Source organism: Kitasatospora sp. NPDC094016 (assembly GCF_040304045.1).
In the GTDB taxonomy this organism is placed as follows: domain Bacteria; phylum Actinomycetota; class Actinomycetes; order Streptomycetales; family Streptomycetaceae; genus Kitasatospora.
The window spans coordinates 1-20,922 of record NZ_JBEOUK010000020.1 but is presented as its reverse complement, the minus strand read 5'-3'; the positions used below and the strand labels follow the sequence as shown (position 1 = coordinate 20,922).

The 20,922-nt window shown below is 73.2% G+C and carries 20 protein-coding genes; 11 read left to right on the top strand and 9 right to left on the bottom strand.

The features are described 5' to 3' along the window. Window positions 1-160 precede the first annotated feature (160 nt). Entirely contained in the window at window positions 161-1,237 is a 1,077-nt protein-coding gene (locus ABT015_RS19935; protein WP_350880760.1) for a LacI family DNA-binding transcriptional regulator, read from the bottom strand. A gap of 170 nt (window positions 1,238-1,407) precedes the next feature. On the opposite strand from ABT015_RS19935, the gene ABT015_RS19930 reads away from it, so the two are divergent. From ABT015_RS19930 to manA, 7 genes are all read left to right on the top strand, one after another. Next, window positions 1,408-2,697, top strand: a complete 1,290-nt coding sequence (locus ABT015_RS19930; RefSeq protein WP_350880758.1) for an ABC transporter substrate-binding protein — start codon at window positions 1,408-1,410, stop codon at window positions 2,695-2,697. A 97-nt stretch (window positions 2,698-2,794) separates the two neighbouring features. Beyond that, entirely contained in the window at window positions 2,795-3,667 is an 873-nt protein-coding gene (locus tag ABT015_RS19925) for a carbohydrate ABC transporter permease (RefSeq protein ID WP_350880756.1), read from the top strand. Between the two features lie 5 nt (window positions 3,668-3,672). Beyond that, complete coding sequence (locus ABT015_RS19920) at window positions 3,673-4,581, top strand: carbohydrate ABC transporter permease (RefSeq protein WP_350880754.1); 909 nt, start codon at window positions 3,673-3,675, stop codon at window positions 4,579-4,581. A 76-nt stretch (window positions 4,582-4,657) separates the two neighbouring features. Next, on the top strand, window positions 4,658-5,926 hold the full coding sequence (locus tag ABT015_RS19915; protein ID WP_350880752.1) for a glycoside hydrolase 5 family protein: 1,269 nt from the start codon (window positions 4,658-4,660) through the stop codon (window positions 5,924-5,926). A gap of 49 nt (window positions 5,927-5,975) precedes the next feature. Further along, window positions 5,976-9,017, top strand: a complete 3,042-nt coding sequence (locus ABT015_RS19910; RefSeq protein WP_350880749.1) for an alpha-mannosidase — start codon at window positions 5,976-5,978, stop codon at window positions 9,015-9,017. Between the two features lie 148 nt (window positions 9,018-9,165). Further along, the gene (locus tag ABT015_RS19905; RefSeq protein ID WP_350880747.1) at window positions 9,166-10,116 is read left to right on the top strand and encodes an ROK family protein; all 951 of its coding nucleotides are present in this window, start codon (window positions 9,166-9,168) and stop codon (window positions 10,114-10,116) included. Between the two features lie 23 nt (window positions 10,117-10,139). Continuing rightward, entirely contained in the window at window positions 10,140-11,399 is a 1,260-nt protein-coding gene (gene manA, locus ABT015_RS19900) for a mannose-6-phosphate isomerase, class I (protein WP_350880745.1), read from the top strand. Here manA and ABT015_RS19895 read toward each other — a convergent pair. The 5 genes from ABT015_RS19895 to ABT015_RS19875 form a co-directional block, all read right to left on the bottom strand. Continuing rightward, a complete protein-coding gene (locus ABT015_RS19895) occupies window positions 11,282-11,758 on the bottom strand; it encodes a DUF2267 domain-containing protein (RefSeq protein ID WP_350880743.1) in 477 nt (158 codons plus the stop codon). The two genes, manA and ABT015_RS19895, sit on opposite strands and share 118 nt — an antisense overlap. 395 nt (window positions 11,759-12,153) lie before the next feature. Then, the gene (locus ABT015_RS19890; RefSeq protein WP_350880741.1) at window positions 12,154-12,717 is read right to left on the bottom strand and encodes an acyl-CoA thioesterase; all 564 of its coding nucleotides are present in this window, start codon (window positions 12,715-12,717) and stop codon (window positions 12,154-12,156) included. After that, window positions 12,714-13,013, bottom strand: coding sequence for a hypothetical protein (locus tag ABT015_RS19885; RefSeq protein WP_350880739.1), 300 nt, complete (start codon window positions 13,011-13,013; stop codon window positions 12,714-12,716). Before ABT015_RS19885 ends, ABT015_RS19890 begins: the two co-directional genes overlap by 4 nt. A 289-nt stretch (window positions 13,014-13,302) precedes the next feature. Then, window positions 13,303-14,280, bottom strand: coding sequence for a DUF6528 family protein (locus ABT015_RS19880; protein ID WP_350880737.1), 978 nt, complete (start codon window positions 14,278-14,280; stop codon window positions 13,303-13,305). A 180-nt stretch (window positions 14,281-14,460) separates the two neighbouring features. Continuing rightward, the gene (locus ABT015_RS19875) at window positions 14,461-15,852 is read right to left on the bottom strand and encodes an NAD(P)/FAD-dependent oxidoreductase (protein ID WP_350880903.1); all 1,392 of its coding nucleotides are present in this window, start codon (window positions 15,850-15,852) and stop codon (window positions 14,461-14,463) included. A 302-nt stretch (window positions 15,853-16,154) separates the two neighbouring features. On the opposite strand from ABT015_RS19875, the gene ABT015_RS19870 reads away from it, so the two are divergent. Next, window positions 16,155-17,312, top strand: coding sequence for a serine hydrolase domain-containing protein (locus ABT015_RS19870; RefSeq protein WP_502897356.1), 1,158 nt, complete (start codon window positions 16,155-16,157; stop codon window positions 17,310-17,312). A 94-nt stretch (window positions 17,313-17,406) separates the two neighbouring features. Here the strand turns inward: ABT015_RS19870 and ABT015_RS19865 are convergent, their stop codons facing one another. After that, window positions 17,407-17,892, bottom strand: a complete 486-nt coding sequence (locus tag ABT015_RS19865) for a cysteine/serine endopeptidase inhibitor (RefSeq protein WP_350880735.1) — start codon at window positions 17,890-17,892, stop codon at window positions 17,407-17,409. A 261-nt stretch (window positions 17,893-18,153) separates the two neighbouring features. Here ABT015_RS19865 and ABT015_RS19860 point away from each other — a divergent pair, with 261 nt between their 5' ends. Beyond that, entirely contained in the window at window positions 18,154-18,348 is a 195-nt protein-coding gene (locus ABT015_RS19860; protein WP_350880733.1) for a hypothetical protein, read from the top strand. Window positions 18,349-18,406: 58 nt separating this feature from the next. Here ABT015_RS19860 and ABT015_RS19855 read toward each other — a convergent pair whose 3' ends face one another. Both ABT015_RS19855 and ABT015_RS19850 read right to left on the bottom strand, forming a co-directional pair. Beyond that, on the bottom strand, window positions 18,407-19,216 hold the full coding sequence (locus tag ABT015_RS19855; RefSeq protein ID WP_350880731.1) for an SMP-30/gluconolactonase/LRE family protein: 810 nt from the start codon (window positions 19,214-19,216) through the stop codon (window positions 18,407-18,409). A gap of 25 nt (window positions 19,217-19,241) precedes the next feature. Next, window positions 19,242-19,430, bottom strand: coding sequence for an SDR family oxidoreductase (locus ABT015_RS19850; protein ID WP_350880729.1), 189 nt, complete (start codon window positions 19,428-19,430; stop codon window positions 19,242-19,244). Window positions 19,431-19,751: 321 nt separating this feature from the next. Here ABT015_RS19850 and ABT015_RS19845 point away from each other — a divergent pair, with 321 nt between their 5' ends. Together ABT015_RS19845 and ABT015_RS19840 are read left to right on the top strand one after the other, a co-directional pair. Further along, complete coding sequence (locus ABT015_RS19845; RefSeq protein WP_350880727.1) at window positions 19,752-20,405, top strand: 4'-phosphopantetheinyl transferase family protein; 654 nt, start codon at window positions 19,752-19,754, stop codon at window positions 20,403-20,405. 41 nt (window positions 20,406-20,446) lie between these two features. Then, window positions 20,447-20,830: a barstar family protein gene (locus ABT015_RS19840; RefSeq protein WP_350880725.1), complete on the top strand. Its 384-nt coding sequence runs from the start codon at window positions 20,447-20,449 to the stop codon at window positions 20,828-20,830. Window positions 20,831-20,922: the final 92 nt, after the last annotated feature.

Sequence of the window (20,922 nt, the reverse complement as noted above, 5' to 3'; positions counted from 1 at the left end):
CCGGGTGCATGTGGGCGTGGCGGTGCGCGAGGACGCGGGGTGACCGCGCCGCGGCTGCGGCCGGCCGCAGCCGCGGCGCGGCGGGCCCGCCGGGGGTGCGGGCCTGCGGAGGGTGCGGGCCTGGGTGCGCGCCGGGCGGAGGCCGCTCGGCGCAGCGAACCTAAACCGGTTCAGGAGCGCTGTCAACGACTCGCGCAGCAACCACCCCGTCGGGCGGCTCGGCCCCCGGCGGCGAGGTGGACTCGCGCACGGTCAGCCGCGGTGTGGGCATCTGCAGGTCGCGCCCGGAGCCGGCCTCGTCGAGGGCCGCCAGCAGGCTGCGGGCGACCTGCTCGCCGAGCGCGAAGGTGTCCCGGCTGAGCGCGGTCAGCGGCGGGTGGACGATCCGGGCCAGCACGGAGTCGTCGAAGGACACGATGGACAGTTCGGCGGGCACCGCGACGCCCATCTCCCCGGCCACGCCGAGCCCGGCGACGGCCATCACGTCGCTGTCGTAGACGATCGCGGTGGGCCGCCGGGGCCGGGAGAGCAGGGCGCGGGTGGCGGCGGCGCCCTCGGCGTCGCTGAAGTCGGTGGGCACCGACACGGCCTCCTCCAGCCCGAGCCGGCGGGAGGCGTCGCGCAGCGCGCGGATCCGGCGCTGGGTGTGCTGGAAGTGCGGCAGCCCGGCCAGGTGGGCGATCCGGCGGTGCCCGATGGCGGCCAGGTAGTCGACGATGGAGAGCATCGCCTCCCGGTCGTCGGCCCAGATCCGCAGCGGACCGGCGCCCTTGCCGGGCCCGCCCAGGACGACGGCGGGCAGGCCGAGTTCGTCCAGCACCGGCAGCCGCGGGTCGCGGACCTGGAGGTCGACGACGATGAAGCCGTCGACCCGGTGCTCGGAGGCCCAGCGCCGGTAGACCTCGATCTCGGCGGCGGTGTCCTCGACCACCATCAGGTGCAGCGCGACGGAGCTGGCCGAGAGCACCGCCTGGAGGCCGGACAGCAGTTGGCTGAAGAACGGCTCGACGCCGATGGTGCGGGCGGGCCGGGCGATCACCAGCCCGACGGCGTCGGCCCTGGCTCCGCCGAGGGCCCGGGCGGCGCTGTGCGGGCGCCAGTTCATCTCCTCGGCGACCCGCAGGATCCGGGCCCTGGTCGCCTCGCTCACGCCGGGGCGGCCGTTGAGCGCGAAGGACACCGCGCCCTTGGAGACACCGGCCTGGCGCGCGATGTCGGCGATCGTCGGTCTGGGCACAGAACCCGACTCCTCTCTTGACATCCAAGTTTAGGCGGGAGCATAGTCCCTGGCATAGCTAGACCGGTTTAGTAAGACAGGTTCTGGAACTCGGCACCACCCCCGTGACCCAAAACCACCCCCCGAGCTCGGCACGATCCCCCACCCACCCCCAGGACCGGGAGACCCTCATGCGAAGAATCTGGGCGGCACTGACCACGACGGCGATCACCGCGGCCGCACTCACCGGCTGCGGACTCGGCTCCAGCGAAAGCAAGAACAGCGACAGCGTGGCGAGTGCGGCCGCCACCGGCGAGGTCAAGGGCAAGGTCTCGATCCAGACCTGGGCGCTCAAGCCGAAGTTCACCGACTACATGCAGGGCATCCTCGACGGCTTCAAGAAGAAGTACCCGGGCGTCGAGGTCGAGTGGCTCGACCAGCCCGGCGAGGGCTACTCCGACAAGGTGCTCAGCCAGGCCGCGTCCGGCGGCCTGCCCGACGTGGTCAACCTCCCGCCGGACTTCGCCTTCCCGCTGGCCAAGAAGGACGTCCTGCTGGACGTCCTCAAGGCCGACCCCAAGCTCGCCGACGAGTACGTCGCAGGCGGCGTCGAGGCCTACCGCTACACCGGCCTGAACGGCACCTTCGGCTACCCGTGGTACCTCAACACCGATGTGAACTACTGGAATTCGGAACTCCTGACGAAGAACGGGCTGGACCCGAAGAAGCTCCCCGCCAGCCTGGACGACCTGATCGCCCAGTCCCGGGCGATGAAGGAGAAGTCCGGCGGCCAGACCTACCTGATGAGCCGCAAGCCGGGCCTCGGCGACCTCTACAACGCCGGCGTGAAGCTCATGTCCGACGACGGCAAGTCCTTCACCTTCAACACCCCCGAGGCCGCCGCGCTGCTCGACAAGTACCGCGACGCCTTCAAGGAGGGCCTGCTGCCCAAGGACGTGCTGACCAACACCTACGTCGGCAACTCCAAGCTCTTCAACGCGGGCACGGCCGCCTGGACCACCGGCGGCGGCAACTTCATCACCAGCCTCGCCACCGACAACCCGACGATCGCCCCGAAGATGGTCTCCTCCCCCACGATGGGCGTCCCGCCGCTGTACGTGCAGGGCCTGGCCATCCCGAAGAACACCAAGAACCCGGCCGCCGCCGTCGCCCTCGCCCGCTGGGTCACCAGCCCCGAGAACCAGGCCGCGTTCTCCCACCTGACCAGCGTCTTCCCGTCCACCAAGGCCTCCGCGAACGACCCGTTCTTCAGCAAGAGCGACGGCACCAACGCCGGCGACGCCAAGGTGGTCGCCTTCGACTCGCTCGCCAAGGCCAAGCTGATCCAGCCCGTCCAGGTCGACGACGCCATGAGCACCATCATCAACCAGCAGATCGCGCTGGCGATCAGCGGCGACGCGAGCTCCAAGCAGGCGCTGGACTCCGCCGTCGAGCAGTGCAACAAGCTGCTCAAGGGCTGACGGCCAGGCGCCACCCCGACCGTACCGGTCAAGCGGCGGGCCACCCCCGCCCGCCGCACCCGGGAATGACCCGCACCACCCCCAGGAAGGCAACGGCATGACCCACCGGCGTTGGTTCACCCCCTGGCTGCTCGCCGGGCCCGCGATACTCTGGCTGGCCGTCTTCAACCTCTGGCCGGCCGTCAACACGGTGATCCTGTCCTTCACCAACGCCAAGCCCCTGGGCGGCGGGCAGTTCACCGGCCTGGAGAACTACGGGCGCCTGCTCGACGACGAACAGCTCGCCGACGCCCTGCTCAACAGCATCGTCTTCATGCTGGTCTGCCTGCCCCTGCTGACCATCCTGCCGCTGCTGCTCGCCCTGCTCGTCCAGCGCAAGATCCCCGGCATCACCTTCTTCCGCACCGCCTTCTACACCCCGGTCATCGCCTCCGCCGTCGTGGTGGCGCTGATCTGGGGCTGGGTGCTGGACGACCGCGGCCTGGTCAACGGCCTGCTCCGGCAGTCCGGTCTGACCGACTCCCCGGTCGCCTTCCTCACCGACCGCTGGCTGCTGCTGTTCAGCGCGATCGCCCTGACCGTCTGGAAGGGCTTCGGCTACTACATGGTCATCTACCTGTCCGCCCTCGCCAACGTCCCGCGCGAACTGCACGAGGCAGCGGCCGTCGACGGCGCCAGCCCGATCCGCCGGTTCTGGCACGTCACCCTGCCCGGGGTGCGGCCGACCATGATGCTGGTCTCCGTCCTCATCTCGGTCAGCGCGCTGCGCGTCTTCTCCGAGCTGTACGTGCTCTCCCACGGCCAGGGCGGCCCGGGCGGGCGGGACATGTCGGTGGTGATGCTGATCCAGATGTACAGCCGCGGCTTCAACGGCCACCTCGGCTACGCCTCCGCGCTCAGCCTGATGCTGTTCGTCATCACCCTCGGCCCGATGCTGCTGCTGATGCGCCTGAACCGGAAGGCGGCCTGAACACCGTGACCTCCCCCCGTTCGAAGGCCGCCCGCCGCGCCCAGAGCTCGCAGGGCTCCCAGGGATTCCGGGGCTCCCGGGGTTTCAACACCCCCTCCCCCGCCCAGACCGCCGGCCGCTACCTGCTGCTGGTGCTCGTCCTGCTGCTGGTGGTCGGGCCGTTCCTGTGGCAGCTCTCCACCTCCCTCAAGGGTCCCAACGAGGACGTCTACACCAGCACCCCCAGCTTCATCCCCGAACAGCTGACCTTCGGCAACTACGGCAAGGTCGCCGAGACCATCCCGGTCTGGACCTACGCCCTCAACTCGCTGATCGTCGCCGCCATCTGCATCACCGGCAACGTGGTCGGCTGCACCCTGGCCGGCTACGCGCTCGCCCGGCTGCGCTTCCGCGGCGCCAAGCTCGTCCTCGGCCTCTTCCTCGCCACCCTGGTGCTCCCCGGCGAGGTCACCATCGTCTCCCAGTACGTGCTGGTGCGCGGCCTCGGTCTGGCCGACAGCCTGACCGGCGTCGCCCTGCCCGGCGCGATCGCCATGCTCAACGTGCTGCTGATGCGCACCGCCTTCGCCGCCGTCCCGCTCGAACTCGACCAGGCCGCCCTGGTCGACGGCGCCACCGTGTGGCAGCGCCTGTGGCACATCGGCCTGCCCAACGTGCGCGGCATGCTCAGCGTGATCGTCATCTTCACCTTCATCGGCGCCTGGGACGACTTCCTCTGGCCCCTGATCGTGCTCAACGACCCGCAGAAGTACACCCTCACCGTCGGACTCCAGTACCTCAACGGCACCTTCTCCGCGAACCCGCGGCTGATCGCGGCCGGCACCATGATCGCCTTCCTGCCGATCGTCGTGGTGTTCGGCGTCTGCCAGCGCTTCTTCTTCAAGGGCGTCGAGGAGGGAGCCGTCAAGGGTTAGGCCCCGTCCGGCCGTGTCCGACGATTCCCGACCCCACCGCCCGTTCGCCCCACACCCGTTGAGGAATCACCCGCCCATGAGCACCCCCGCACCGCAGCGCCCCCGCTTCGGCGTCAACTACACGCCCAGCGCCGGCTGGTTCCACCACTGGCTCGACTTCGACCTCGACGCCGTCCGCGCCGACTTCGACTCCATCGCCGCACTCGGCCTGGACCACGTCCGGGTCTTCCCGCTCTGGCCGCTGTTCCAGCCCAACCGCACCCTGATCCGCCCGCGCGCCGTCGAGCAGCTGGCGGCCCTGGTGGACGCGGCCGGCGAACGCGGACTGGACGTCGCGGTGGACGGCCTCCAGGGCCACCTGTCGAGCTTCGACTTCCTGCCCTCCTGGACGCAGACCTGGCACCGGCGGAACATCTTCACCGACCCCGAGGTCCTCGACGGCCAGGCCGCCTACCTGCGCACCCTCGCCGAGGCGCTGCACGAGCGGCCCAACTTCCTCGGCATGACGCTCGGCAACGAGATCAACCAGTTCTCCGGCGAACCCCACCCCGACCCCGACCGGATCACCCCCGGGCAGGCCGACGCCTGGCTGCGCCGGATGCTCGACGCCTGCGAGCAGGGCGCGCCCGGCCGGATGCACCTGCACGCCTCCTACGACGCCGCCTGGTACCTGGACGAACACCCGTTCACCCCCTGGCACTCGGCCCGGATCGGCGCCGCCACCGCCGTGCACTCCTGGGTGTTCAACGGCACCGCCCAGCGCTACGGCGCCCACTCCACCGCCACCGCACAGCACGCCGCCTACCTGGTCGAGCTCTCCAAGGCCTGGGCGGACGACCCGGCCCGCCCGGTCTGGCTGCAGGAGGTCGGCGCCCCCGCCCCGCACATCACCGCCGAGGACGCCGCCCGGTTCACCGGCGCCACCGTCGAGGCCGTACTCGACTGCCCGGACGTGTGGGGCGTCACCTGGTGGTGCTCGCACGACGTGGACCGCTCGCTGGCCGACTTCCCCGAGCTGGAGTACAGCCTCGGCCTGCTCACCACCGACCGCGCGGTCAAGCCGGCCGGCGCCCGGCTGGCCGAGGCCGCCGCCGAGGCGCGCCGCTCCTGGCAGCCGCCGGAGCCGCGCACCACCGCCGTGGTGGTGGCCACCGGGGACGAGGTGACCGCGCCCAAGCGCTCGGTCTGCGGGCCCGGCGGCGCCGTCTACGAGGCGTTCATGCGCCTCGCCGAGGCGGGCGCCCGCCCGACCACCGTCCTCGCCGAACACGCCGAGGACCAGGCCCACCTGGCCGCGCGCGGGATCACCGAGGTGGTCCACCCGGACGACGTACCTTCTCTCTGACCCTTCGCCTCAGCCGTTACCCCTCAGTCACGCAACGGAGCCCGCTGACATGCACGATGACCGCACGCTGGTCGAGTCCCGCCTCAATCGCGTCCTGGACGAGCGCATCCGCCCGGCCGTCTACCCCGAGTCCGTCCCGCTGGAGGTCGGCATCTGGACGGCACCCGGCGAGCCCGTCCCGGTCGCCGAGGGCCTGGCCGCGCCGCGCACCCCGATCGCGGTCGGCGACGCCTGGGGCGCGCCGTGGGGCACCAGCTGGATCACCGTGACCGGCACCGTGCCGCAGGCCTGGGCCGGGCGGACGGTCGAGGCGCTGATCGACCTCGGCTTCGACGCCAACATGCCCGGCTTCCAGTGCGAGGGCCTGGTCTACCGCCCGGACGGCACCCCGGTGAAGGGCCTCAACCCGCAGAACCAGTGGGTGCGCGTCGCCGCCCCCGCGGCCGGCGGCGAGCAGGTGCTGCTGCACGTCGAGGCCGCCTCCAACCCGGTCATCCTGGACTACCACCCCTTCCTGCCCACCGAGTTGGGCGACAAGGACACCGCCGGCGACCAGCCGCAGTACAAGCTGACCCGGATGGACCTCGCCGTCTTCGACGAGACGGTCTGGCAGCTGGTGATCGACCTGGAGGTGCTCGGCGAGCTGATGGCCGAGCTGCCGGTGGACGGCGCCCGCCGCTGGGACGTCCTGCGCGCGGTCGAGCGGGCGCTCGACGCGATCGACCTCCAGGACGTCAACGGCACGGCGGCCGCCGCCCGTTCGGAGCTCGCCGACGTGCTGGCCGCGCCCGCCGTGCCGTCCGCGCACCGGATCAGTGCGATCGGCCACGCGCACATCGACTCGGCCTGGCTCTGGCCGCTGCGCGAGACCGTCCGCAAGGTGGCGCGCACCACCGCCAACATGACCGCGCTGCTGGAGGACGAGCCGGACTTCCTCTACACCATGTCCCAGGCGCAGCAGTTCGCCTGGATCAAGGAGCACCGCCCCGAGGTGTACGCCCGGGTGCAGAAGGCGGTGGCCGAGGGCCGGTTCGTCCCGGCCGGCGGCATGTGGGTCGAGTCCGACACCAACATGCCCAGCTCGGAGGCGATGGCCCGGCAGTTCGTGCACGGCAAGCGGTTCTTCCTGGACGAGTTCGGGGTGGAGAACCACGAGGCGTGGCTGCCCGACACCTTCGGCTTCACCGGCGGCCTGCCGCAGATCATCCGCAACGCGGGCTCCAAGTGGCTGCTGACGCAGAAGATCTCGTGGAGCCAGATCAACAAGTTCCCGCACCACACCTTCCTCTGGGAGGGCATCGACGGGACGAGGATCTTCACCCACTTCCCGCCCGTGGACACCTACAACTGCTCCATGAAGGGCAGCGAGATCGCCCACGCGGCGAAGAACTTCAAGGACAAGGGGGTGGCCCGGCACTCGCTCGCCCCGACCGGCTGGGGCGACGGCGGCGGCGGCACCACCCGCGAGATGGTCGCCAAGGCGGGCCGGATGAAGGACCTGGAGGGCTCGGCCACCGTCCGCTGGGAGAAGCCCGCCGAGTTCTTCGCCAAGGCCGAGGCCGAGTACCCGAACCCGCCGGTCTGGGTCGGCGAGCTCTACCTGGAGCTGCACCGGGCCACCCTGACCAGCCAGGCGAAGACCAAGCAGGGCAACCGGCGCAGCGAGAACCTACTCCGCGAGGCCGAACTCTGGTGCGCCACCGCCTCGTTGCGCACCGGTGCGGCCTACCCGTACGAGCAACTGGACCGGATCTGGAAGACCGTCCTGCTGCACCAGTTCCACGACATCCTGCCCGGCTCCTCCATCGCCTGGGTGCACCGCGAGGCCGAGGCGACGTACGCGGCGCTGGCCGCGGAACTGGACTCGCTGATCGACGGCGCCCAGCAGGCCCTCGCCGGGGACACCGCCGGCGGGCGCGAGCTGGTGTTCAACTCGGCGCCGCACCCGCGCTCGGCCGTCCCGGCCGGCGGGGCCGCACCGGCCGTGTTCGGCGCGGGCGCCTGCGAGGTCGTCGAGCGGCCCGAGGGCGGCTTCCTGCTGCGCAACGGGCTGCTGGACGTGGTCGTGGACGCCGACGGCCTGGTGGCGTCGGTGGTCGAGGTGGCGAGCGGCCGGGAGAGCGTCGCCCCCGGCACCCGGGCCAACCTGCTCCAGCTGCACCCGGACTTCCCCAACATGTGGGACGCCTGGGACGTCGACCAGTTCTACCGCAACACCGTCACCGACCTGACCGCCGTGGACGCGCTGACGGCGCTCTCCGCCCCCGACCAGGCCGCCGTCCGAGTGGCGCGCTCCTTCGGCTCGTCCACCGTCGTCCAGACCCTCACCCTGCGGGCGGGCGAGCAGCGGCTCGACATCGACACCGAGGTCGACTGGCACGAGACCGAGAAGTTCCTCAAGGCCGCGTTCCCGCTGGACGTGCACACCGAGCGCTACGCCGCCGAGACCCAGTTCGGCCACCTCTACCGGCCCACCCACACCAACACCAGCTGGGACGCCGCCAAGTTCGAGGCCTGCAACCACCGCTTCGTCCACCTCGACGAGCCCGGCTGGGGCGTCGCCCTCGTCACCGCCTCCACCTACGGCCACGACGTCACCCGCGCCGTGCGCGACACCGACGGCGGCACCACCACCACGGTCCGCTTCTCGCTGCTGCGCGCGCCCCGCTTCCCCGACCCGAAGACCGACCAGGGCCTGCACCGCTTCCGGCACGCCCTCGTCCCGGGCGCGGCGATCGGCGACGCCGTCCGCGAGGGCTACCGGATCGGCCTGCCCGAGCGGCGCGTCACCGGCAGCGCCGAGCAGGTCGCGCCGCTGGTGCGGCTGGACAACGACGCGCTGGTCGTCAGCGCGGTCAAGCTCGCCGACGACCGCAGCGGCGACCTGATCGTCCGGGTCTACGAGGCGGGCGGCGGCCGCGCCCGGGGCCTGCTCACCACCTCCTACCCGCTGGCCGGCGCCGTCCCCTGCGACCTGCTGGAGCGGCCCTGGGACGGCACCCGCGGCGAGGTGACCGTGGAGGACGGCGCGGTGCGGCTGGCGCTGCGGCCGTTCGAGCTGGTCACGCTGCGCCTGAGCGCGGCGGGCTGAGCACCGCCGGCATATGGCGTGCGGGGCCCCGCTGTCAGGGCCACCGCACGCCATATGCCGCGCCCCGCCTGCCGCACTACGCTGATCGGCGCCCCGGCCCGCCCGCCGGGGCGCCGCCCCCGCCCGAACCCGCCTGGAGCCCGCCGCGATGACCCTCGCCCCGCCGCCCGCCGCCACCCCGCTGTTCGCCGCCGTGGACATCGGCGGCACCAAGATCGCCGGTGCGCTGGTCGACGGCCACGGGCAGCTGCGGCACCGGCACCAACTGCCCACCCCGGCCCGGGAGCCGGGCGCAGCCGTGCTCGCCGTCGTGCACGAGGTGCTGGACCGGCTCGCCGCCACCGCCGACTGGGCCGCCGTGACGGCCGTCGGGATCGGCAGCGCCGGCCCGGTCGACCTCGTCGCCGGCACCGTCAGCCCCGTCAACATCCCCGGCTGGCTCGACTTCCCGCTGGTCGCCGAGGTCGCCGCGCACCCGGCGGTCGCCGCCCGGCGGCTGCCCGTCCACCTGGCCGGGGACGGCGTCGCGATGGCCGCCGCCGAGCACTGGCAGGGCGCCGCCCGGGACGCGGCCAACGCGCTGTGCCTGGTGGTGTCGACCGGGGTCGGCGCCGGGCTGGTGCTCGACGGCGCCGTCCGCCCCGGCCCGAGCGGCAACGCCGGCCACCTCGGCCACATCACCGTCGACCTGGACGGCGAGCCCTGCCCGTGCGGCTCGCGCGGCTGCCTGGAGGGCCTCGCCAGCGGCACCGCCATCGCCCGCCGGGCCCTCGCCGAGGGCTGGCGCCCGGCCGGGGAGGACCGCTCGGCCCGGGCCGTCGCCGCCGACGCCGAGGCGGGCGACCCGGTCGCGCTCGCCTCCTTCGACCGCGCCGCCCAGGCCCTCGCCGCCGGGATCGCCGCCACCGCGGCCCTGGTCGACCTCGACCGGGTGGTGGTCGGCGGCGGCGTCGCCACCGCCGGCGACGTCCTGTTCGCACCGCTCGCCCGCCACCTCGACCGCTACGCCACGCTGTCCTACATCCGCGGCCTCGACGTCCGCCGCGCCGAACTCGGCACCGATGCCGGGCTGATCGGCGCGGCCGCGCTCTGCCGCTGACCCGACCCCTCGGAGGCCGCGCCATGTCGCTCCCGCCCTTCGCCCTGCTCCACAACCCGGTCCGCCCGTACGCGTGGGGCTCGCCCACCGCCATCCCCGCGCTGACCGGCACCGCGCCGACCGGAGCCCCGCAGGCCGAACTGTGGATGGGCGCACACCCGTCGGCGCCCTCCGAGCTGCTGGCTCCGGACGGCGCCGGCCGACCACAGCCGCTGGACGAACTCATCCAGCGGTACCCGAACGCCATGCTCGGGCCGGACACCGTGGGGCGGTTCGGCCCGGCGCTGCCGTTCCTGTTCAAGGTGCTGGCCGCCGACCGGGCGCTCTCCCTCCAGGTCCACCCGACCCGGACCCAGGCGGCGGCCGGGTACGCGGCCGAGGAGGCCCGCGGGATCCCGCTCGACGCACCCGAACGAGTCTTCAAGGACCCCGGGCACAAGCCCGAACTCATCTGCGCCCTCGGGGACTTCGAAGCGCTGTGCGGCTTCCGCCCGGCGCCCGGAACGGCCCGGCTGCTGGACGCGCTCGCCGTCCCGCTGCTCGCCCCCTGGGCGGACGACCTCCGCGCGCGCCCCGCCGCCGAGGCCCTGCCCGCGCTGCTGCGCCGGGCTCTGGCCGAGGACCGACCTACCCGACCCCAACTCGCCGACGTGACCAGGGCGTTGCACCGGCTCGCGGCCGAGGGCGGCCCGTTCGCCGAGGCCTGCGCCGGCTACGCCCGCGCCGCCGCGCAGTACCCCGGCGACCCGGGCCTGATCGCCGCCCTGCTGCTCAACCACGTCCGGCTCACGGCGGGCCAGGCCCTCTACCTGGACGCCGGGGTGCCGCACGCCTATCTCCGGGGCGTGGGCGTGGAGTTGATGGCCAACTCGGACAACGTGCTGCGCTGCGGGCTCACCCCCAAGCACGTCGACGTCGACGGCCTGCTGGCGGTCACGTCCTTCCGCACCGGTGAACCGCAGGTCCTCGCGGCGCTCCCGGGCGACCGGTTCGAGGACGAATTCTCCTCCCCCGCCGAGGAGTTCAGGCTCTCCCGGCTGCGCCCCGGCCCGGCCGCCGTCCGCGCCGAGCTACCCACCCCGCAGATCCTGCTGTGCGTCGAGGGCCGCGCCCGACTGCACGCCCCCGGCTTCGCGGACCTCGACCTCCCCCGGGGCGCGTCCGTCTACCTGCGGCCGGGCGCCGGGCCGGTCGAGCTGACCGGCCGGGGTGCGGAGCTGTTCCGGGCCACCACCGGCGCGCCGGCCCAGGCCGGCACCGGGTGGCCGAACAGCAGGTCGTAGCCGTCCGGGAGCTGCTCGACCACGCGGTCGACCAGCTCCTGCGGGGCCAGGTCGGCGAGGGTGCCGAGCACGGCCCCGATGTCCCACGGCCCGGTCGCCTCGGTAGCGCCGTCGATCCAGCCGACCACGCCGCGCACGAAGCGCTCGGCGGTCAGCGGTTCGGCGGCGGGCCCGGCATCGCGCAGCAGCGGGGCGTACGCCTCGGGCAGCACCTCGGCGAGCTCGGCCCGTTCGGCCCCGACCAGGTGCTCACCGAGCAGTGCGAGCACGACCCGGATGGCGTGCTCCGCCTCCGCCTCGCTCGGGTACTCCCCGCAGTCGACGACGCGGGCGCGGAAGTCCTCCGGGGAGATGGTCATCGCGTCCTCCTTCCGGTCGGCGGGACCGGCTGCGCTCCGCCCGGAAGCCGGAGGCCGAGAGCCGCCGGCCCTCTCGCGGGCGGTCCCTGGCCCGGTGGCCCGGTGGTGGCGGACGGCTGGTGGCGGACGGCCCGTGGCGGACGGCTGGTGGCGGACGGCCCGTGGCGGACGGCTGGTGGCGGACGGCCCGTGGCGGACGGCTGGTGGCGGCGAGGTCCGGTCGGCTGCGCCGTCACGGTCTGTGACCGCCTGGGGTTCGCCGGTACCCGTGCTGCTCAGCGTACTGCGGCGCGGCGGCACGGCGGCAGGGAGACCGGCCGGACGGATCGACGCCGTTGTCGATCACGCCGCCGGCCCGCGCCCTGCCCGGCGCGGGGCCACCAGGGGCCCGGGTGTCAGGCCGCCGACGCCCGACACCGTCTGCGGGTGCGGTGCGGCAGAGCGGCGCCCGAGCGGGCCGCCACGCGCTGCGGCGGAGGCCCCGTGACCGGCGCGGCCGGTGCGGCGGGCACAGCCTGCGCAGTGGGGACCCGCACCGCGTCCGGCATAAACGCCTCGAGAAAACTGCGCTCGTTCGAACTGAGTTTGCGCGAGCGGCCGGACTCACGGTCCCGTGCGACCACCACGGTCCTGGCCCGCATAAAGGTGAGCGGGTCACGGCAGACATCCACCACGATATGCATGGAACTTCGCCCGATCCGTTCAACCGTCAACTGCACCGACAATGGCTCGGGCCGGTGGTACAACTGCTCCAGAAAATCGATCTCGTGTCGCGCGATAATGAATCCGGACGGGAACAGGGCGTCCCGGACGGCGGTCTCGTGGTGGCAGAACATGTCGTAAATCCCCTCCTGGACGTAGCCGACCAGTCGGGCGTTGTTGATGTGCCCGTTCTCGTCGACGTCGCTCCACCGGGTGGGGCAGGACAGCACGTGCACGCCCGGGTGCAGCGCGCTCACTGCTGCGTCAGCCCGGCACCGGTCGCGGCGGGGAGCAGCGCCCGGCGCAACCTGGCGTAGTAACCGGACTGTTCCGCCGCCATCCGGGCCGCCGTCCAACCCTCCTCGGCCGCCTCCGCGGCGACCTGGACGACCAGGCTGTCGAGCACCGCGTCGACCGACCGGCAGAGTTCGGCGACCGCCGCGAGACGTTCGGTGACATCGGCGCCGACGGCCGCGCCCCGGGCCGGGAAAGCGGCCAGCGATTCCGCCGCGAGCTGCAGGTCGTCGACGGTGTCCGGCATTTTCTCCGGCATGTTTTCCGGCATCAGATTCGACACGTTTTTCTCCATGACTCATTCCGGCCATTACGGCCCGGTAACTGGTGTTCGAATACACCGAATCGGTGTCGGCCCCCCGACGCCTTCGACGCTATCCCAAGCCGACACGGTCGACGGATGGTTTACGGACGGCGACGGGAAACTCACTTCTATTGGAGTAGTTTGCCGGGGTACACAATATGCCCCATCATCCGAATGCCGTCGGCAGAACGGGTGGCATCGGCGACCCGAACCCCGAAACCGGCACCTGCACGTCGAAGATCTGCTACCAGCCTCCCCACCACCTCGCCTTGTAGAGATGCGTCCCCCGCAGCATCCGCGTCCCGTCCGGCCGGTGCAGGGTGATCACCGAGGTGCACCAGGAGCACGGCCCGCTGTGGTCGGGGGCCACCGTCAGCAACCGTCCGGTGCCGGGCTCGTCCCCGACGCTCTTCACGTCCCGGACCGCTGCGGGGCCGCCCAGCCGCACGGCGGTGAAGCGGTCGGCCGCCGGGTCGTACCGCCACAGGCCGGCCAGCGTGCTCACCCAGAACCGCCCTGGCTCGGCCAGCACCGGCGCGAGGTCGTGCCCGCCGTGGTCGGGCAGCGGCGTCGACCGGACGGCGGTCAGGGTGGGCGCCGCCGGGGTGCCGCCCACCCGCAGCGCGGTCAGCACGTCGTCGCCGAGCACCCAGAGCAGGCCCGTCCGGCCGTCCCAGTGCACGCCGTGCGCGCCCGGGAGCGGGTAGCCGGCGTGGGCGGTGGCACGCGGCCCCTGCGAAGCCGCGTACAGCCGCACCCACCCGCCGCCGCTCGCCGCGACCGCGACATTGCCGTCCGGCAGCAGCTCGATGCTGTGCGGATTGGCCGCCCCACCCAGGTCCGCCGCCCAGTGGGTCGCGCCGGTGGTGGTGTCCACGACGGCGGCCAACCCGCCGGAGGCGGTGGTCAGCAGGTAGCGCCGGCCCTGCCGGACCCGGCTCTTCGCCTCGTCCGGATTCGTCCAGCTCCGCGCGGGCGTCAGGTCCGCGAGCCCGGCCGCCCGGTCGGCGCTCCAGCCCCACACGACCGGCAGCCGCCCCGGGCCCCGGTAGGCCATCAGCTCCTCGGCGCTCTGCAGCACCAGGACGCCACGCGACTCCTGGTCCACCACCACGACCGCCCACCCGGGCGACCTGGCCTGCGCGCCGGTCGCCGGCGCGCAGAACAGCAGGGCGCACCCGGCACACAGCGCGCACAGGGCCACCAGCGTTCTCCTCAGCACGCCCCCACCGTGCTTGCTCCCGGGCCGCTTTGCACGGCGGAGCGTCCGAACGGCCGTGGCGAGCACGGTGGCGGATCCGAGGTGCCGATCCGCCACCGTGCCCGCTACCGCCCACCGTGCTCGGTGGCGCCCGGATCCGCGCGGGCCCGCTCCCTCACACCCGGATCCGCGCGGTCGTGTTCACCACCTCCCGGAGACGACGTCCGCGACGCGGGCGATCGGCGAGGTGGTGGCCCGTCCGCCCGCCTCCTGGCGGTCCGCCGCGTGGTAGGCCGCGTACATCGCGTGCACCCCGATCCAGCGCAGCGGCTCGGGCTCCCAGCGGCGCACGGTGTGGCCCACCCAGGGCAGCCCGGTCAGCCCGGTGTCCCGCCCGAGGACCAGGTCGCGCAGGGTCCGGCCCGCCAGGTTCGTCGTGGTCACCCCGCTGCCGACGTACCCGCCCGCCCAGCCGAGGCCACTCGCCCGGTCCAGCTCCACCGTGGCGCACCAGTCCCGGGGCACGCCGAGCACGCCCGCCCAGGCGTGGTCGATCCGGGCGCTCGCGGCCGCCGGGAAGAAGCGGTTCAGGATCTGCCGGAGCTGGCGCACGGTCTCCACCTGGGTGCCGCCGTCCGCGTCCGTCCGCGAGCCGAACCGGTACGGCACACCCCGGCCGCCCAGCGCGATCCGGTCGTCCGCGGTGCGCTGCGCGTACATGTAGGCGTGCGCGAAGTCGCCCAGCACCTCGCGGCCCTGCCAGCCCGCTTCCGCCCAGAAGGCGGGCGGCAGCGGCTCGGTGGCGATCATCGCCGAGTTCATCGGCAGCCAGGTCCGCCGCTCGCCGCGAAGGCCCGCCGTGAACCCCTCGGTGGCGCGCAGCACGTACTCGGCGGTCACCGTGCCCTGCGGCGTCACCGCGCGCGGCCGGGCGTACGCGGTGCCCGGCAGGATCGCCGTCACCGCCGTCCCCTCGTGCACCGCCACCCCGAGGTCCCGCACCACCCGCGCCAGCCCGCGCACCAACTCCGCTGGTTGGATCCGCGCACCGTACGGCGTCCAGGTGCCGCCGAGGGCGCCCGCGACGGCGATCCGGTCGGCGGCCTCCTTGGCGCCCAGCAGCTCGACGCGGTCCTCACCGTACGCCCGCTCGGCGGCGGCGAAAGCCTTGAGCCGCTCCAACTGGGCGCTGTTCCTAGCGACTTCGAGTACGCCGCCACGCACGATGTGCGCGTCGATCCGCTCGGCGGCGGCGACGTCCACGACCTCCCCGACCGCCTCGTCCATCGCCCGCTGCATCGCCGCCGCCGCACCCGGCCCGTACCGCTTCGCGAACGCGCCCCGGCCCGCGAACCCGTTGTACAGCCACCCGCCGTTGCGCCCCGAGGCGCCGTAGCCGCAGAACCGGCGCTCCAGCACCGCGATCCGCAGCGACGGCTCCGCCTTCTTCAGGTAGTACGCCGTCCACAGCCCGGTGTACCCGCCGCCGACGATACACACGTCGACGTCCGCGCTCCCGGGCAACGCCGGCCCCGGCTCCGGCAGCCCGCTCGCCGCGTACCAGAACGACACCTCGCCGTTGACCGCCACCAGAACCTCCCACACCCGTCGCCGACCTGCCCGGACGCTACGCCGCACCGGCCACGCCGGAACACCCCCACACTGCCAAGATCCCCGGGCCGGGCCAGCCACCCTGTCAGTCCGCCAACAGCTCCAGCACCCGCAGGCCGCGCCCTGCGAACCGGCGCCGGCTGAACCGCTTTCATACCCCGCAGGTCGTAGGCCATCAGGACCACGGCTCCGACCCCGCCTCCTCCTGCGCGCGGACGACCGCCGTCGGTGCCGCGTGGTGCCCTGGAGTCCCGGGCACGCGGCCCGGCGAGAGGAGACGCTCCGTGAACCCGTCCACGCCGTACAGGACTCGACCACTCCGGCTCAGCGCAGCGGCCGTCGCCGCGGGCGCACTGCTGCTCGGCATGGCCGCCGCGCCCGCGGCCCAGGCGGCGGGCCCCCGGGCCGACGTCGTGCAGCAGCGGCTCGACGCGCTGGTCCGGCAGGACGGTGTGCCCGGCGCGCTGGCCACCGTGCGGGACCGGAACGGGCACTCCCGTACCTACACGGCCGGGGTGGGCGATCTGGCCACCGGCGCGGCGGTGCCGGTGGACGGGCAGGTCCGGGCGGGCAGCAACACCAAGTCCTTCACGGCCGTCGTGGTCCTGCAACTCGTCGCCGAGGGCAAGGTCGACCTGGAGGCCTCCCTCGACACCTACCTGCCGGGCCTCGTCCGCGGCACCGGCGCCGACGGCAGCCGCATCGACGGGCGGAAGATCACCGTCCACCAGATCCTCCAGCACACCAGCGGCCTGCCCGACTACACCCACTTCCTGCCCGACCAGGGCCTCTCCCAGTACCACGAGCCCCGCGACCTGCTCGACCTCGCGCTCGCCCAGAAGCCCGACTTCGAGCCCGGCAAGGGCTGGAAGTACTGCAACACCGGTTACCTGATCGCCGGTCTGATCATCCAGAAGGTCACCGGGCGGCCCGTCGGCGAGGAGATCACCCGGCGGGTCATCGACCGCATCGGCCTGCGCCACACCTACTTCCCCGCCCAGGGCGACATGACGGTGCACGAGCGCCACCCGCACGGCTACTACACCGAGGAGCCCGGTGACCAGCCGCTGGACGTCACCGAGCAGGACATGTCCTGGGCCTGGACGGCCGGCGCCCTGGTGTCCACGAACAGCGACCTCAACCGCTTCTTCCGCGCCCTGCTCGGCGGCGAGTTGCTGGCCCCGGCCCAGCTCGCCCAGATGCAGGTGACCGTCCCCGCCGAGTACATGGGCCCCGGCGGCCGTTACGGGCTGGGGCTCGCCAGCCGTCCGCTGTCCTGCGGGGGTGTGTACTGGGGCCACGGCGGCACGCTCCCGGGCTACGTGACCCGCGGTGGTGTCACCGAGGACGGCCGCGCCGCCGACATCGCCGTCACCACCCTGCCGTCCGCCGATGTCAAGCAGCGCGTCGCCGACGCCGTCGACGCCGCGCTCTGCCGCTGAGGCGCTGAGGCGCTGAGGCGCTGAGAGCGGAACCCGGGCGACGACCGTGCCCGGCCCCGCGTCACGGGGCGGGCACGGTCACTCATCCGCCGTCTCAGCCGATGGTCGAGCCGGTGACGGGCTCGGAGAGTTCGACGGTCTTGCCGTTCAGGCCGGCCTTGACGAACTGCCAGGTGAGGCCGTTGATGACGCCCTGGCCGAGCGGGGCCAGCTGGGCGAACGCGGGCTGGCTGAGGTCGAGGTGGCTGGCATCGCAGGAGGGGCACTTGTCCCGGACGGGGACGGTGACGGTCTTGCCCTGGTAGCTGACCTTGACCGAAATGCCCTGACACAGGGGGTCGTTGTTGGGGTTGGCGCTGGTCCACCAGGTGTGGGAGACCGCGACGAGCATCTGGTTGGAGGCGTTGATCTGGGTGCCGCAGGCGCCGTAGCCGGCGTCGTTGTAGTAGGTGGCCTTGCCGGCCATGGGCGTGTTGATCGGTATCGCCGCGCTGGCGGTGCCGGCGGTGAGGGCGATGAGGGCGGCGGCCGCGAGCGGGGCGCCCGCGAGGATCCTGAGGTTCTTGCTGATGGCGCGCATGGTTCCCTCCGGTTCTCTAGCCATGGGCATGACAGGCAGAAGTCGCCGAAGCCGCACGAGGGTTCAGCGAAACCGCCCGATGCCCGTCCGAGTGAAGAGAACGTATGCGCTCGACGGTGGCGTGGTCCAGACCGCCGCCATGTTGACATGAACACAAGTCAGGAATCTTTACCAATACGGCCGAAGGGGCGAAGATACGTGACCGCGTCGCGCCGCAGGGTGTTGACAGGCCACCACGCCCACCCCCGGAGGCCCCGCCCCATGCGCACCGCACTCGCCGCCCTGCTCCTCGGCGCCGCCCTGATCCCGGCCGCCGCCGCACCCGCCAACGCCGCACCCGTGCCCCGCGCGGTGAACCAGGGCTACAACATCCCCGTCGGCGGCGTCACCGACCTCGGCGCGCTGCCGGTGCTCGGCAGCCTCGGGCTGGACTTCGCCCGCCTGCTCGGGCAGTAGGGGCGCGGCCCCCTCGAATCCGGCACCCTCGAATCCGGCACCCTCACAGCCGGCACCCTCACAGCCGGACGCTGAACAGGCCCCCGGAGAGCGGCTCCTGGTCGGACCGGGCGGACGTGATGTAGAGCGTCCGCCCGTCCGGCCCGCCGAAGGCGCAACTGGTGACGCGCGGCACCGGCAGCTCGACCGACGCCAGCACCTCGCCCTCGGGCGAGAGGCAGTGCACCGCCCAGCCGTCCCAGAACGCCACCCACAGGTTTCCGTCGGCGTCGAGCGTCATGCCGTCCGGGTAACCCGGCAGGTGGGAGACGTCGAGCGTGCGGATCCGCTCGCCGAGGGGGCCGTGCTCGGGGTAGGGGTAGAGGGCGATGCGGCGCGTGGTGGTGTCGATGTGCCAGAGCCGGTCGGGCTCCGGCCAGGCGAGGCCGTTGGGGATGTCGAGCCCGCCGAGGATCGCCCGGACGCCGCCGTCGCGCTCCAGCCGGTACAGCGATCCGGGCTCGCGCGGCTCCCCCCGCCCCATCGAGCCGGCGACCGGTCGGCCGTACGGGTCGGTCTTGCCGTCGTTCATCCGGCGGTCCGGGCGGTCGGCCTCGACGGCGGCGACCAGCGCGGTGCGGCCGGTGGCCGGGTCGAGCCGCTCGAAGCCGCGCTCGGTGGCGAGCATCAGCCCGCCGTCGCCGTACGGCATCAAGGTGCCGGGGGTGACGTCGAGTTCGACCGAACTGATCGCGCCCGAGGCCGGGTCCAGGGTGAGCACCCGCCGGTCGGGGATACCGATCCAACGCAGCAGTTGCGCGGACTGGTCCCACAGCGGGCCCTCGCCCAGCTCCAGGTACGGTGTGTCGGCGACCGGTTCGGCACGCACAGCGGGGCCCTCCTCGAACAAGGTGTCAGCGCAACAGGGCTTCGGGCGGCATCGCGGTCGTTCCACCGTCCACGGCGAGGCGGGCACCGCTGACGACCGAGGATTCCTCGCTCGCCGGGAAGCCGACCACTCGCGCGACCTCGGCCGCACTGCCGAACCGCCCCAGTGGGGACGACCGTAGCATCGCGGCGCTCGGCCGCGGATCCGTCCGCACGCGCCGGTTTGCGCTCGACCGGGACGAGCGCCGAAAGCGACCGCCGCCGTTGTTGTCGCCGCTCGCTCGCTCTCCGACCGTCCGTCCGTCCGTCCCACCGTCGCCCGGGCGCTGCGCGAGGCGGCGGCCGCCTTCGGGTGACGGCCCGGGGCGCCGGTGGCCCCGGCGTGTCGGTGGTCCCAGTGGTCCCAGCGGTCCCGGTGCTCCGGGTGGTCCGGGTGGTCCGGGTGGATCTTCCCCGGAAGGCCCGCCGGGACCACCCCCACCCGGTTAGGCTCGATCCGCGCGGCGGCCGTCCGCGCACCGACCGAGGGGGAGCGTGTGATCAGGGACCTGCTGCCGGACGCCGTCGTGACCGAGGTGTCCTACGACGACCCGCCGGAGGCCCGGCTGGAACCGGCCGAGGAGGCCGCCGTCGTCCAGGCGGTGGCCAAGCGCCGCCGGGAGTTCACCACCGTCCGCCACTGCGCCCGCACCGCCCTCACCCGCCTCGGCATCCCCTACCGCCCGCTGGTCCCCGGCCTGCGCGGCGCCCCGAGCTGGCCCGACGGCGTCGTCGGCAGCCTCACCCACTGCGAGGGCTTCCGAGCGGCGGCCGTCGCCCTCTCCGGCGACCTCGCCTCGGTCGGCATCGACGCCGAGCCCGCCCTGCCGCTCCCGGACGACGTCCTGGACGTCATCGCGCTGCCCGAGGAGGGGAAGCGGATCGTCGACCTGCTCGCCGAGCACCCCGACACCCCGTGGGACCGCATCCTGTTCAGCGCCAAGGAGTCCGTGTACAAGGCGTGGTTCCCGCTCACCGAGCAGTTCCTGGACTTCAGCGAGGCCGACCTGGTCCTCTCCCCCGACGGCTCCTTCACCGCCCGCCTGCTCGTCCCCGGCCCGAACGTCAACGGCCGCCGCATCGAGGGCTTCGAGGGCCGCTGGGCCGTCGGTGACGGGCTGCTCGCCACCGCCATCGCGGTCGCCCGGTAGTCCGGCGCACCGGCGACCGCACTCGGCATATCCTCGACCCCGTGACCGTGACCTATGTGATAGCTGGCACCCGGATCCACACGCTGGACGACTTCTGGGACGTGGTCGGTGAGACCATCGGCAGCGACGGCTACTTCGGCCGGAACCTCGACGCCTTCGCCGACTGCCTGCGCGGCGGTTACGGCACCCCCGAGGACGGCGACTACCTGATCGAGTGGCGCGACCACGCGGTCTCCCGGCGCAACCTCGGCTACCCGGAGACGGCCCGCCAGCTGGAACTGCGGCTGGCCCACTGCCACCCCGCCAACCGCGAGCACGTCCGCGCCGACCTCGCCGCCGCCCGGGCCGGCAAGGGGCCGACGGTGTTCGACTGGCTGGTCCGGATCATCGAGGAGGAGCACCCGGGAGGCCTCCGACTGGCCTAGGGCGCGTATTCGGTCGTGATCAATCTGCGCGATTTACCTTCGCAGCGGGTCCAGTTCCGGTAAACCGTGGTGCGTGACGCGAGCGCAACTGA